Origin of the sequence: Methylobacterium mesophilicum, from assembly GCF_036441335.1 — a bacterium.
Classification (GTDB): domain Bacteria; phylum Pseudomonadota; class Alphaproteobacteria; order Rhizobiales; family Beijerinckiaceae; genus Methylobacterium; species Methylobacterium mesophilicum_B.
Window position 1 is genome coordinate 186,997 of the sequence record NZ_MLBW01000034.1, and the last position, 12,692, is coordinate 199,688.

A 12,692-nucleotide genomic window follows, 5' to 3' on the forward strand; every position below is an offset into this window, starting at 1 on the left:
GCCGGCTCAGGCGGAACTGGCGATACGGCCAAGCTCGTTCCGTGTGGCAGAGTGGGCGCGTTTCGCGGTTCGAGGAAGTGACGATGGGCGTTCGTCTGGTCAGCCTGCGCGTGGCGGTGGCGTTCGGGCTGGCGGGTCAGGTCGCGGCCTGCGGCAGCGTTCCGCGGACGCCCTACAGCGCCGAGCAGGCGGCCTTCGCCACCGTTCCCGGGATCCCGGGCGCGCGGGTCTTCGCCGACGCGTCGGTGGACACGATCGCGGAGCTCGCCGCGCATCCGGAGCGGCGCCAGAAGGGCTTCACCTACCTGGCCCTGTCGGGCGGCGGCGGCGACGGCGCCTACGGGGCCGGCGTGCTGAACGGCTGGACGGCGTCCGGCAAGCGGCCGGAATTCACCCTGGTCTCCGGCGTCTCGACGGGCGCGCTGATCGCCCCCTTCGCGTTCCTGGGCTCGTCCTACGACCCCTACCTGACCGAGTTCTACACGAGCGGCGTCGCCAGCGAGCTGGTGGCCTCGCCGAACCTGGCGAACGTGCTGTTCGGCTCCGGCCTGTTCGGCGACGGGCGCCTGCGCAACCTCATCGACCGCTACGTCACGGACGATCTCCTCAAGGCCGTGGCCGAGGAGCACGCGAAGGGCCGGCGCCTGCTCGTCGTGACGACGAACCTCGACTCCCAGCGCGCGGTGATCTGGAACATGGGTGCCATCGCGGCGAGCGGGGTCCCCAACGCCCGCCAGCTGTTCCGCGACGTCCTGGCGGCCTCGGCCAGCATCCCGGCGGTGTTCCCGCCCCAGTTCATCGACGTCTCGGCCGGCGACGCGCGCTTCCAGGAGATGCATGTCGACGGGTCGGTGGTGACCCCGGTCTTCACCCTGCCGCAGACCCTGCTGCTGCGCGACGGACGGATCCGCACCGGCGGCAAGGCCGAGATCTACGTGGTGATCAACGGCCGTCTGGAGCCGGAATTCGAGGTCACGAAGGACAACACGCTCTCGATCGTCGAGCGCTCCTTCACGACGGCGAGCCGTGCCCGTTCCCGCGCGACGCTGACGGCGACCTACGCGCTGGCACGCAACAACGGCATCGGCTTCAACCTCACCTACATCGACGAGAACGGGCCCAAGGCGTCCGCCGCGAAGGGCTTCGACACCGCCTACATGCGGGCCCTGTACGAGGCCGGTTACGAGAAGGGCCGGACCGGCACCTTCTGGCAGCACGCGATTCCCGCCGCGCCGGTGCTGAAGGAGACCGCCAGCGCCATCGCGAATTGATCGCCTGGCAGTCCTGCCGCGCGCCCGGCTCGGGCGCGCGGCGAATGGCGCGGGCGGACGGTGCGCCTACTTGCCCAGGATCTTCGTCACGAGGCGGCCGAGCGGCGTCGCCGTGCTGGCGTTCCGGTCGTCCCGGTCGACGGGGCGGTTCTCGTTGCCGAGGATCTTGGTGACGATGCGTCCGATCAGGTTCATGGGTCGGCCCTCCGGTCTCGCGCCCAAATGGCGCAGCTTCCCCATCAACGGGTCAGGCGCGGGCCGCGTTCCAGCCCGGCGCCCGATCGGGCACTTCAGACCTGCATCAGGCGGATGTTGTTGGTGTTGCCGGCCGTGTGGAACGGGATGCCGGCGGTGACCACGATGATGTCGTTCGGCCGGGCGAAACCCTCGTCCTGGGCGTGGTGGCAGGCCTTCGAGGTCATCTCCTCGTAGCTGTCGACGTCCTCCGTCAGGACGCTGTGCGCCCCCCAGAGCAGGCTGAGCCGCCGCGACGTCGCGACGTTGGGGGTCAGGGCCAGGATCGAGGCCGCGGGGCGCTTGCGCGCGACCCGGGCGGCCGTCGTCCCGCTCGCCGTGTAGGCGACGATCGCCGCGGCGTGCACGGCCTCGGCGAGGTCGGCCGTGGCGGTCGCCACCGCGTGGGGCGGCGTCTCCTCCTCGCCCGGCTCCGAGGCCGCGACGATCGAGTGATAGAGCTTGTGTCCCTCCACGCTCCGGATGATCCGGTCCATCATCGCCACCGCCTCGACCGGGTAGCGGCCGGTCGCGGATTCCGCCGAGAGCATCACGGCGTCGGCGCCGTCGTAGATGGCGGTGGCGACGTCCGACGCCTCCGCCCGGGTGGGCGCCGGGGCGTTGACCATCGAGTCGAGCATCTGGGTCGCCACCACGACGGGCTTCACGGCGAGCCGGCAGGCCCGGATCAGCTCCTTCTGCCGTCCGGGCACGTCCTCGTGCGGGATCTCGACGCCGAGGTCGCCGCGGGCGACCATCACGGCGTCGGAGAGCCGGATGATGTCGTCGATCCGCTCCAGCGCCTGCGGCTTCTCGATCTTCGACATGATGCCGGCACGGTCGCCGATGATCCCCCGCGCCTCGATGACGTCGGACGGCTTCTGGACGAACGACAGGGCGACCCAGTCGACGCCGAGGTCGAGCCCGAAGGCGAGGTCCGCCCGGTCCTTCTCGGTCAGCGGCGACAGGTCCAGCAGCGTGCCCGGCAGGTTCACGCCCTTGCGGTTCGAGATCGTGCCCCCGGTGACGACCTCGGCGGTGATCGAGGTCCGCTCGGGCCCGGTGACCCGCACCCGCACCCGGCCGTCGTCGATGAGGAGTTCCTGACCCGGCACGACGGCGTCGAAGATCTCCGGGTGGTGCAGCGGGATCGCCTGCCTGTCGCCGTCGGCGCCCTCGAGGACGAAGCGGACGGTCTCGCCGGCCTGGAGATCGAGCCGGCCACCCTGGAGCGTGCCGATCCGGATCTTGGGCCCCTGGAGATCCTGCAGGATGCCGATCGGCCGGCCGACCTCCTTCTCGAGGGCGCGGATGGCCGCGTGGACCTTGGCGTGATCCTCTTGGAGGCCGTGGCTGAAATTGAGCCGGAACGTGTCGACGCCGGCGAGGAACAGGGCGCGGAGCTGGTCCGGGGCGGAGCTGGCGGGACCGACGGTGGCGACGATCTTGGCGTGGCGGTGACGGCGCATGCGGGTCTCGGCCTCCTGAGGCTGCCTCTGGGAATCGAGCCGGGCGCTCGGTCGCGCCGACGGCGCTCACATCGGTCCGCGACGGCCCCGCGGCGAGGGCCCGCGGCGCCCGGCGGGCGATTTTTCGCGCGGCGGGCCGATTCGGCGGGCGGCTATCTGGCCGACTCCCGGGCGATCCCGGCAAGGCCCGCGTCGAACACGCCGGTGATGTCGGCGACGGCGTCGGCGTCGCTCACGCCCTCGGCGTCGAAGGTCGCGCTCCAGATCACCGTGGAGCCTTCGCCGTTGGGACGGACCGCCAGCGTCGCGTTGTAGGCGCGCACCGGCAACGGGCCCTGGATGAAGCTGTAGCTGTAGCTCATGCCGGTCTCGTCGCGCGCGGTCTCGACCTCCGCGATCGTGCCCCGGCCGCCCTTCACCACGAGGCCGCGGATCTGGGCGCGGATGCCGTCATCGTCGTCCTCGCCCGACAGGATGCAGCGCTGGACCTGCGGGTGCCAGTTCTGGATCGCGCAGAAATCGCCGACCAGCGCCCAGACCGCCGCGGGCGGGGCCGGGATGTCGCGGCTCCGGGTGACCTCCAGGGCGCTGGCCGGTCCGGCGGCCAGGAGGGCCGCGCCGATCGCCGTCAGGGAAGCGGGATGCATCACGGGTGGTCTCCGGGCAGGCGGGCAGGTGCGAGGCGACTTGGGGCGCCGCCGGGGCCGCGGCGAGCCCCTCGCCGCCACGGGCCGGGTCTCGAAGGTGTCGCTGCCGGCCCGCTATGCTACGCCGCCCCCGTCTGGATCACCGGAGATGCCCATGGACGATCGCGCCGCGCCGAATCGGCCCGCGACCCGGAGCGGCGCCGCGCGCGCGGCCCTGGCGACCGGGACGACGCGCTGCTCCAGGGCGTGATCGCGGCGTCGCGCCCCGAGGCTCTGCGGATCTTCTGGGATGTCGACGGCAGATCGAACAGCAGGACCGGTGCGCCGGTCGACACCGCCTCGCTGACCATGTTGGCCGAGTCGGAAGTCACGACGATCGCCTCGGCGAGCGCCAGCATGGCCACGTAGGGGTTGTCGCCGCTCCCGTCCCAGAGGAACCCGCCGGTCTCGGCGGCGAGCGCCTTCACGGCCTCGCGCAGCGGGTTCGGCGTCCGGCGGGAGATCGTCACCATCAGCCGGCAGCCCTTCGAGGCCTGCCGGGCCGACCTGATCGCCTGGGTCACGGCCCGCGCCGTCCCGCAGGGCCTCGCCGAGGCGCAGCTCGCCCACCTCACGCCCGACCCGGACGTCGTCGCCGCGACCCAGAGCCAGGGCGAGTTCGTCCGGCCGATCTGGGACTACATCGAGGCCAGCGTCACGCCGGCCCGCGTCGAGGCCGGTCTGCGCAAGCTCGCCGAGCACGCCGACACGCTCGCGGCCATCGAGGCCCAGTACGGGGTCGACCGCCACATCCTGGTGGCGTTCTGGGGCGTGGAATCGAGCTACGGTGCCGTGCTCGACAACGCGGCGGTGGTGAAGCCGGTCCTCCGCTCGCTCGCGACGCTCGGCTGCAGCGACCCGACCCGCGCGACCTACTGGCGCGACGAGCTGGCGGCGGCGCTCCAGATCCTGGCCTGGAACCAGGCGCCCCTCGACCGGATGCCGGCGGGGCTGACCGGGTCCTGGGCCGGCGCCATGGGGCATACGCAGTTCATGCCCAGCGTCTACCAGCGCGAGGCGGTCGATTTCGACGGCGACGGCCGGCGCGACATCTGGACCTCGGTGCCGGACGCCCTCGCGTCGACGGCGCACTACCTGCGCAGCCACGGCTGGAAGCCCGGCGCGGGCTGGGGCACCGAGGCGGTGCTGCCCGGGACCTTCGACGCGGCGCTCGCCGACGAGACGACGGTCCGCACCGTCGCGGCGTGGCGGGCGCTCGGCGTGAGGCCCGCCCGCGAACGCGCCCTGCCGGACGCGGCCGAGGCGACCCTGATCCTGCCGGCCGGGATCCGCGGCCCCGCCTTCCTGCTGCAGCCGAACTTCGCGGTGATCCTCCGCTACAACACGGCCCTGGCCTACGCGCTGACCGTCGCGCTCCTGTCGGATCGCCTGCGCGGCGACCCGGGCCTGGTGCATGACTGGCCGCGCGGCGACCGGCCGCTCACCGCCGACGAGCGGCGCGACCTGCAGACCCGGCTGACGGAGCGCGGCTTCGCCACCGGCGGGGTCGACGGCAAGATCGGCCCGCGGACGCGGGCGGCGCTGCGCGCGTTCCAGGGCTCGGTCGGCCTGCCGCCGGACGGCTACGCCGACGCCGCGCTGCTCGACCGGATCCGGGCCGCGCCCTGACGCGTGCTCACGCCAGGAAGGCGGGCTCGTCCCGGGCGAGCACCCGCTTGACGCTCTCCAGGTGCAGGCGGGCGCTCTCGGCGCGGCCCGCCGCTTCCTGGGCCGCCACGTGCTTCACGATCGCCTCGGGCACGGCCTTCAGCGCGCGCCCCGTGCTCATCGCCAGGACCTGCGCCTGGGCGGCGCGCTCCAGGTAGTAGAGGTCGTCCCAGGCCTCCGCGATGGTCTCGCCCAGCACCATCACGCCGTGGTTCTTCAGGAACACCACGTCCGCCTCGCCGGCGCTCTCGGCGATCCGCCGGCCCTCGGACGAATCGAGCGCGAGACCGTTGTAATCCTCGTCCACCGCGATCCGGCCATAGAAGCGCAGGGCCGTCTGGCCGGCCCACACCAGCGGCTCGCCCTCCAGCATGGCGAGCGCCGTCGCGTAGGGCATGTGGGTGTGGAACGCGGCCCGGGCGCGGGGCTTCAGCCGGTGCAACTCGGCGTGGATGTGGAAGGCGGTCGCCTCCGGCTGGCCGTCGCCCTCAAGGACGTTGCCGTGGAAGTCGCAGAGCAGCAGGCTCGACGCGGTGACCTCCGCGAACGCGAGGCCGTAGGGATTGACCAGGAACAGATCGGGCCGCTCCGGCAGCACCGCCGAGAAGTGGTTGCAGATACCCTCTTCCAGGCCGTTGCGGGCGGCCCAGCGCAGGCAGGCGGCGAGGTCGATCCGGGCACGGCGCACGCTGTCGGCGTTCAGGGGCTCATTGCTGCGGGCCGGCGGGGTCCCCGGGGCGGTAACGGCGTGCGCCATGCGTGCGGGCTTTCCTGTGTGTCGGGATCGGGCCCAGTAACCCGGCCGGGGCCGCACTCTAGACGCTCGCGCGCGGCCGCCAAGCGCTCAGGCGCGGCCATCTGTGACGCCGCCGACGAGGTTGAGGCCGAGCAGGAAGTCCGACGCGAAATCCGTGCGGATGACCGGCTCGCGGGGGACCGCCTCGCGCAGGAGATCGCGCTCGGCGCGGCGCGCCGCGACCGCCTCCGCTACCGAGACGCGCCGGAACGACAGGCTCGCCCCGCCCCGGACCTGTGCCAGCCGCCCGAGATCCGGCCCGATGACCGTGGCGATCTTCGGGTAGCCGCCGGTGGATTGCCGGTCGGCCATCAGGATGATCGGCAGGCCGTTGCCGGGGACCTGGATCGCCCCCATGGCGACGCCGTCGGAGACGATATCGTGGCCCTTGGCGTGTTTCAGCGGCGTGCCGTCGACGAAACACGCCATCCGGTCGCCCCGGGGTGAGACCGTCCAGGGACCGGCCAGGAATGCCTCGATCTGGTCGGGGGCGAAGTAGTCGTCCTGCGGGCCCAGCACGACCCGGATCTCCCGGCCGTCGCGGATGAGCCAGGGCGCGACGAGCCGCTGCGGCGCTCCGTCCGATGTCCGGCCCTCGGCGACGGGGAGACCCCTGACGAGCAAGCGCGACTACGCGGGCGCCAAGGCGGCGCTGGCGGCGGCCGGCTACAAGGGCGAGAAGGTGGTGCTGATGGGCGCCTCGGACTTCCCGAGCCTGAAGGCGCTCGCCGACGTGGCGGCCGACATGCTCACCCGCACCGGCTTCAACGTCGACTACCAGGTCATGGACTGGGGCTCGGTGGTGCAGCGGCGCGCCAAGAAGGAGCCTTCTCGGTCTGCTCGCCGTAGGGCCGATCCTCCGGCAAGCAGACGAAGCGCTTCCCCTGCGCGGCGGCCAGGGCGACGACGCCGTCGCCGCCGCCCCCCACCAGCAACGCCGCCCGCGCGACCCGCGCCTCGACGTCGGGGNCGACGAAGATCTTCAGATCGAAGAAGATGTGCAGGAGCGGCGCGAACATGAAGATCAGCCGCGGGATCGGGAAGAACCAGAACGTCATGCTGGAGACCTGGATCGCCCCCATGGCGACGCCGTCGGAGACGATATCGTGGCCCTTGGCGTGTTTCAGCGGCGTGCCGTCGACGAAACACGCCATCCGGTCGCCCCGGGGTGAGACCGTCCAGGGACCGGCCAGGAATGCCTCGATCTGGTCGGGGGCGAAGTAGTCGTCCTGCGGGCCCAGCACGACCCGGATCTCCCGGCCGTCGCGGATGAGCCAGGGCGCGACGAGCCGCTGCGGCGCTCCGTCCGATGTCCGGCCCTCGGCGACGGGGAGACGGTCGCCCGCGGCGAGACCGCGCCCGTCGAGGCCGCCGAGCCCCGAGCGGGTGTGGGTCGCCGCCGAGCCGAGGACCGGCGCCACGTCGAGCCGCCCGGCGACCGCGAGGTAGCCCCAGGCGCCCGCGTCACCGGCGCGGACGACGAGGGTCTGGCCGGGCTCGAGGGTGAGCGCGACCGTGTCGGGAAGCGGCACGCCGTCCAGCGCCACGCGGAAGCCCGGCGCCAGCAGGGCGATCTCGACGGCGCCGTCCTGTGCCGAGACGGTGACGCCGCCGGTGGAGATCTCGACGGCGGTGGCGTCGAGGGCGTTCGACGCCGCGCGGTTGGCGGCGGCGTGCATCAGCGGATCCATCGGGCCCGCGGCGGTGATGCCGTAGCGCAGGTAGCCGTGCCGGCCCCCGTCCTGCAGGGTGACGCCCGGTCCGGCGGAGTCGATGACGAGGGCGGGCATCAGCGCGCCTCCCCGCGGCGGGCCACCGGCTCGCCCGCCGCCTCGCGGGCCGTGAGGGCGTCGAAGGTCGTGGCGTCGACGGGCTCGAAGCGGATCAGGTCGCCGGCGCCGACGAAGAAGCTCGGGTCGCGCTCCGGCGCGTAGAGGCGGGACGGCGTCGCGCCGATCACGTACCAGCCGGTCGGCATCGGCACGGTCGCCACCGCGGCGAGGCCGCCGCCGATCATGATCGCGTTGCGCGGGTGCGGCGGTCGCGGGCTCGCCCGCCGGGGCACCGCCAGGGGCTTCGGAAGGCCGCCGAGATACGCGAAGCCCGGCGCGAAGCCGTACATGTAGACCCGGAAGGTCGTGGCCGCGTGGGTCGACACCACGGTCTCCGGGCTCAGGCCGCTCCGCTCGGCGACCTGCGCGACGTCCTCCCCGTGGGGCGCGTCGTAGCAGCAGGGCAGGGTCCAGAGCGTCGGCCGGCCCGCGCGCGCGGTCGCGCCCGCCACCAGCGTGCGGACCCGCTCGGCCAGCGTCCCGCGATCGAGCACCAGCGGGTCGTAGTGCAGCATCAGGGAGCGGTAGGTCGGCACGCGCTCCCGCAGCCCCTCCGGCGGGTCCGCCCCGAGGGCGTCGTCGAGGGCCAGAACCCGGTCGCTGATCGCTGGGTCGACGGTGCTGCCGAACTCGACCACGAGGGCCGCCTCGCCGGCGTCGAGGAGCCGGGGCTCGTCCAGCACCGCGCTCACGGCCGGAACGGCGCCAGCGTCACGCCCGCGCTCTCCAGCCGGGTCCGCACCGCCCGCGCCGTGGCGACGGCGTGGTCGGAATCGCCGTGGACGCAGATCGAGCGGATCGGCGTCGGCAGCGTCCGGCCGTCAGCCGTGAGGATCGCGCCCGCCTCGACCATGCGCAGGACGCGGTCGGCCGCCTCGCCGGCATCGGTGATCATCGCGCCGGGCTGGCTGCGGGGGATCAGCAGGCCGGTCGGCGTGTAGCCGCGATCGGCGAAGATCTCCTGGTGGACGTCGAGGCCGCAGGCCTCGCCTGCCGGCACCTGGGCGGTCAGCGCGATGGCGAGCAGCGCGAGCTCCCGGTCCACCGCGCGGACCGCGCGGGCGATCGCGTCGGCCACCGGCCGCTCCTCGGCGGCGACGTTGGCCAGGGCGCCGTGCGCCTTCACGTAGGTGATGCGGTGGCCGGCATAGGCCGCGAGCGCCTGCGCGGCGCCGATCTGGTAGGCGACGAGCCGCTCGATCTCGGCGGGGCTGTAGGGCATCCGCCGCCGCCCGAAGCCCCAGAGGTCCGGGAAGCCCGGATGGGCGCCGACGGCGACGCCGCGCGCCTTCGCCAGCGCGAAGGTCCGGGCCATGATCTCGGGGTCGCCGGCGTGGAGGCCGCAGGCGACGTTGGCCGAGGTGACGATCCCGAGGATCGCCGCGTCGTCGCCGCAGGCGTAGGCGCCGTAGCCCTCGCCGAGGTCGGAATTGAGGTCCACGCTGGTCATCGCCGCCGCTCCGCGTGCCGATCGGGTCTCACAGGGCCGTAACGGGTTCCGGCTCGGCCGGATCCGCGGTGCAAGAATCGAGCGCGCGGCCCGCCGTCTCCGGCAAGAGAAGCGCCGCGACGATCACGAGGCAATAGGCGCCCGCCGCCACGACGCCGATGGCGACGCCGAGTGTCAGCGAGCCGCTGAGATGGCCCACCACGGCGGGGCAGATCGCGCCCGTGGCGCGGCCGAAATTGTAGCAGAACCCCTGCGCGGAGCCGCGGATCCGGCTCGGGAACAGCTCGCTCAGGAAGGCGCCCATCCCGGAGAAGACGCCGGAGAGGAAGAAGCCCAGCGGGAAGCCGAGGACCAGCATCACCGGGTCGGTGATCGGGATCAGCGTGTAGGCCAGGACGAGGATCCCGGCGCAGAAGCCGAACAGGACGAAGCCCAGGCGGCGCCCGATGCGGTCGGAGAGCCAGGCGCTGGTCAGGTACCCGACGAACGACCCGAAGATAAGCATCAGCAGGTAGCCGCTGGTGTTCAGGACCGAGAGGTTGCGCTCGGTCTTCAGGTAGGTCGGGAGCCACGTGGTCACCGCGTAGTAGCCGCCCTGCATACCGGTCGCGAGGAGGCTCGCCAGCACGGTCCGGCCGATCAGCGGCCGGGAGAAGATGTCGAGGAAGCTGCCGGTGTCGCCGACGTCCCGCATGGCGGCGCGGGTCTGCCGGTACACCTCGGGATCCTCGATGTTGCGGCGGATCCAGAAGATCAGCACCGAGGGGAGGGCGCCGAGCCAGAACAGGATCCGCCACGCCACGGCGGGCTCCGCCAGGGCGAACACGGCCCAGAAGGCGATCGCCGCGCAGGCCCAGCCGACCGCCCAGCTCGACTGGACGAGCCCCACCGCCTTGCCCCGGTAGCGGGCCTGGATCGTCTCGGCGATCAGCACCGAGCCCACCGACCACTCGCCGCCGAAGCCGAAGCCCTGCAGCGCGCGGGTCACGAGCAGCTGCTCGTAGGAGTGGGTGAAGCCGCTGAGCACCGTGAACAGGGTGAACCACGCGACGGTACCCTGCAGGACGACGACCCGGCCGTAGCGGTCGGCCAGGATCCCGGCCGCCCAGCCGCCGATCGCCGAGGTCACCAGCGCGGCGGTCGCGATGTTACCGGCCTCGACCTTGGTCAGGCCCCAGACCACGACCAGGGTCGGGATCAGGAAGGTGTAGACCATGTAGTCGAACGCATCGACGCCGTAGCCCGCGAAGGCCGCGCCCAGGACCCGGCGCTCCGCCGGACTCGTGTCTTTCACCCACATGGCGCAACTCCTTTTCGGACGGGCCGTCACGCGGCCGGGAGGGTCACAGGAACGGCAGGTCGCGGTTGAGGAGGTCGGTGATCAGCATGTGACCGGGCGCGTGGGTGATGCAGAGCGGCAGCCGCGCCGCCATCGCCACCGCCTGCGGGGTGACTCCGCAGGCCCAGAAGACCGGGATCTCGTCGGGCTCGATCGGGACGGGGTCGCCGAAATCCGGCCGCGCGAGGTCGCGGATGCCGATCAGGCCCGGGTCGCCGAGATGGATCGGCGCCCCGTGGACCGCCGGCATCCGGGCCGTCACCTGCACGGCCTTGATGGCGTCCGCCGCCTTCATCGGCCGCATGGATACCACCAGGGGGCCGTGGAACGCGCCCGACGGTCGCGTGGCGATCGAGGTCCGGTACATCGCGACGTTGCGGCCGAGGGCGACGTGCCGGAGCGGGATGCCCGCCTCGATCAGGCCGGCCTCGAACGAGAAGGAGCAGCCGAGGACGAAGGTGACGAGGTCGTCCCGCCACACGCTACCCAGGTCGGGCAGCTCCGCCACGAGTTCGCCGCCCTCGTACACGCGGTAGCCGGGGACGTCGGTGGCGAGGTCGAGATCGGTCCCGAGCGTCGGCAAGGCGCGGTCGCCGGGCCGCGAGACGCCGAGGATCGGGCAGGGCTTCGGGTTCTGCTGGCAGAAGCGGTGGAAATCCTCCGCCATCGCCCGCGGCAGGATCATCAGGTTGCCCTGCGCGTGGGCGGGGACGAGGCCCGAGGTGTGGCCCCGGAACCGACCCGCGCGGATCGCGCGCCGCGCGTCCGCCGCGTCGACGAAGACAGGTGGCGCGCCGTCGGCGCCCGCGTGCTGGCTCACCGCTCTGATCTCCCTGGCTGGTCGTCGCGCGCCGGAACGGCCGCGTCGGCCGCCCGGATTCCGCGAGATCCCGATCGCTTCAGCGATTCATTTCCTGCGGCAACGATCCCATCGCGCCGCGGGTCACGCCAATCGTGATTGCGAATGGGGCGCGATAAACCGGACTTATCGGCCGGTGGCCCAGGTCTCGGCGACGTCCTGGGCCAGACGGGCCGCGTCCGCCACGAAGTGGTGGGCCGGCCGCTTCGTGTGCATCGCCGTGAAGGTCAGGTCCGAGAGCTGCGGCTCGGCCCGCAGGACGCGCAGGGTGCCGGTACGGAGCTCGGCCTCGACCACGGCCGGCGGGATCACGCAGATCCCCAGGCCCTCGACGCCCATCTTCACGATGGTGGCCAGGGAGGCGCTGGTGTGGATCTGGCTCGGCAGGAGGTTCTCCTGCAGGACGAGGTCGCGCAGCTCGACGTAGGGGCTGGTGTTGCGCGGGTAGGTGATGAGCGGGTGATGCAGCAGCGCGCCGAGGCTCAGGGGCTCGTCGCCCGGCAGCAGGCCCGGTGCGGCGATCCAGGCGACGGGGGTGCTGAACAGGGGCCGGTTGGCGAAGCTCGGCAGTGTGATCGGGCCGACGAGGAGGGCGAGGTCGATCTCGTCGGCCACGAGGGCGGCCTGCATGTTCGGCGAGATGTCCACCGTGATGTCGACGCCGATGCCGGGATGGGTGGCGCGCATGCGCTCGATGAAGCGCGACAGCCACAGGTGGACGATGGTCTCGGACACGCCGAGCCGCAGGGTACCCCGCGTCCGGCCGGTCTCGTGCAGGGCCGCGCTCATCTCGGTCTGGAGCGCCAGGAACCGCTCCGCGAAACCGAGGAGCAGGCGTCCCCGCTCGGTCAGCGCCACGTCGCGGCTGCGGCGCTCGAACAGGGTCCCGTACTCGTGCTCGAGGGCCGCGATGCGCTGGGAGACCGCCGGCTGCGTAGTGTTCACCTTCTCGCTGGCGCGGCGAAAGCTCGAGAGTTTCGCGACCCAGTAGAACACCTCCAAGCTGCGGAAATCCGCCATCCCGCGATCGTCCCGCCTCGCCGCCGTGCCCGGTCATATCGCGCTCCGGCGCGCGGAAGCGCAAGCGT

Annotated in this window: 13 protein-coding genes and 2 pseudogenes; 3 read left to right on the top strand and 12 right to left on the bottom strand. The window is 72.7% G+C overall.

Going from position 1 to position 12,692, the window contains the following annotated elements:
* The first annotated feature begins 83 nt into the window (after positions 1-83).
* Positions 84-1,271, top strand: a complete 1,188-nt coding sequence (locus MMR14E_RS21595) for a patatin-like phospholipase family protein (RefSeq protein ID WP_331317116.1) — start codon at positions 84-86, stop codon at positions 1,269-1,271.
* Between the two features lie 66 nt (positions 1,272-1,337).
* Here MMR14E_RS21595 and MMR14E_RS21600 read toward each other — a convergent pair whose 3' ends face one another.
* The 4 genes from MMR14E_RS21600 to MMR14E_RS21615 form a co-directional block, all read right to left on the bottom strand.
* A complete protein-coding gene (locus MMR14E_RS21600) occupies positions 1,338-1,466 on the bottom strand; it encodes a hypothetical protein (protein WP_012320301.1) in 129 nt (42 codons plus the stop codon).
* A 95-nt stretch (positions 1,467-1,561) separates the two neighbouring features.
* On the bottom strand, positions 1,562-2,974 hold the full coding sequence (gene pyk / locus MMR14E_RS21605; RefSeq protein ID WP_331317117.1) for a pyruvate kinase: 1,413 nt from the start codon (positions 2,972-2,974) through the stop codon (positions 1,562-1,564).
* Between the two features lie 152 nt (positions 2,975-3,126).
* Positions 3,127-3,621, bottom strand: a complete 495-nt coding sequence (locus MMR14E_RS21610; protein ID WP_331317119.1) for an SRPBCC family protein — start codon at positions 3,619-3,621, stop codon at positions 3,127-3,129.
* A gap of 119 nt (positions 3,622-3,740) precedes the next feature.
* Complete coding sequence (locus MMR14E_RS21615; RefSeq protein WP_331317121.1) at positions 3,741-4,133, bottom strand: ELM1/GtrOC1 family putative glycosyltransferase; 393 nt, start codon at positions 4,131-4,133, stop codon at positions 3,741-3,743.
* On the opposite strand from MMR14E_RS21615, the gene MMR14E_RS21620 reads away from it, so the two are divergent.
* Entirely contained in the window at positions 4,033-5,289 is a 1,257-nt protein-coding gene (locus MMR14E_RS21620) for a lytic murein transglycosylase (RefSeq protein WP_331317123.1), read from the top strand. The genes MMR14E_RS21615 and MMR14E_RS21620 overlap by 101 nt on opposite strands.
* Positions 5,290-5,296: 7 nt before the next feature.
* Here the strand turns inward: MMR14E_RS21620 and MMR14E_RS21625 are convergent, their stop codons facing one another.
* A complete protein-coding gene (locus MMR14E_RS21625) occupies positions 5,297-6,085 on the bottom strand; it encodes an aldolase (protein ID WP_331317125.1) in 789 nt (262 codons plus the stop codon).
* An 87-nt stretch (positions 6,086-6,172) separates the two neighbouring features.
* A pseudogene (locus MMR14E_RS21630) lies at positions 6,173-6,733 on the bottom strand (urea amidolyase); the annotation flags it as partial.
* 4 nt (positions 6,734-6,737) lie between these two features.
* On the opposite strand from MMR14E_RS21630, the pseudogene MMR14E_RS29350 reads away from it, so the two are divergent.
* Positions 6,738-6,953, top strand: a pseudogene (locus MMR14E_RS29350) (ABC transporter substrate-binding protein); the annotation flags it as partial.
* Here MMR14E_RS29350 and MMR14E_RS21635 read toward each other — a convergent pair.
* From MMR14E_RS21635 to MMR14E_RS21660, 6 genes are all read right to left on the bottom strand, one after another.
* On the bottom strand, positions 6,907-7,914 hold the full coding sequence (locus MMR14E_RS21635; protein WP_331317127.1) for a biotin-dependent carboxyltransferase family protein: 1,008 nt from the start codon (positions 7,912-7,914) through the stop codon (positions 6,907-6,909). The pseudogene MMR14E_RS29350 and the gene MMR14E_RS21635 sit on opposite strands and share 47 nt — an antisense overlap.
* On the bottom strand, positions 7,914-8,648 hold the full coding sequence (locus MMR14E_RS21640) for an allophanate hydrolase subunit 1 (protein ID WP_331317129.1): 735 nt from the start codon (positions 8,646-8,648) through the stop codon (positions 7,914-7,916). Before MMR14E_RS21640 ends, MMR14E_RS21635 begins: the two co-directional genes overlap by 1 nt.
* Entirely contained in the window at positions 8,645-9,406 is a 762-nt protein-coding gene (locus tag MMR14E_RS21645; RefSeq protein WP_331317131.1) for a 5-oxoprolinase subunit PxpA, read from the bottom strand. Before MMR14E_RS21645 ends, MMR14E_RS21640 begins: the two co-directional genes overlap by 4 nt.
* Before the next feature lie 28 nt (positions 9,407-9,434).
* Positions 9,435-10,706, bottom strand: coding sequence for an MFS transporter (locus MMR14E_RS21650; RefSeq protein ID WP_331317132.1), 1,272 nt, complete (start codon positions 10,704-10,706; stop codon positions 9,435-9,437).
* Between the two features lie 43 nt (positions 10,707-10,749).
* Entirely contained in the window at positions 10,750-11,565 is an 816-nt protein-coding gene (locus MMR14E_RS21655) for a putative hydro-lyase (protein WP_331317133.1), read from the bottom strand.
* A gap of 165 nt (positions 11,566-11,730) precedes the next feature.
* On the bottom strand, positions 11,731-12,624 hold the full coding sequence (locus tag MMR14E_RS21660) for a LysR family transcriptional regulator (RefSeq protein ID WP_331317135.1): 894 nt from the start codon (positions 12,622-12,624) through the stop codon (positions 11,731-11,733).
* Positions 12,625-12,692 lie beyond the last annotated feature (68 nt).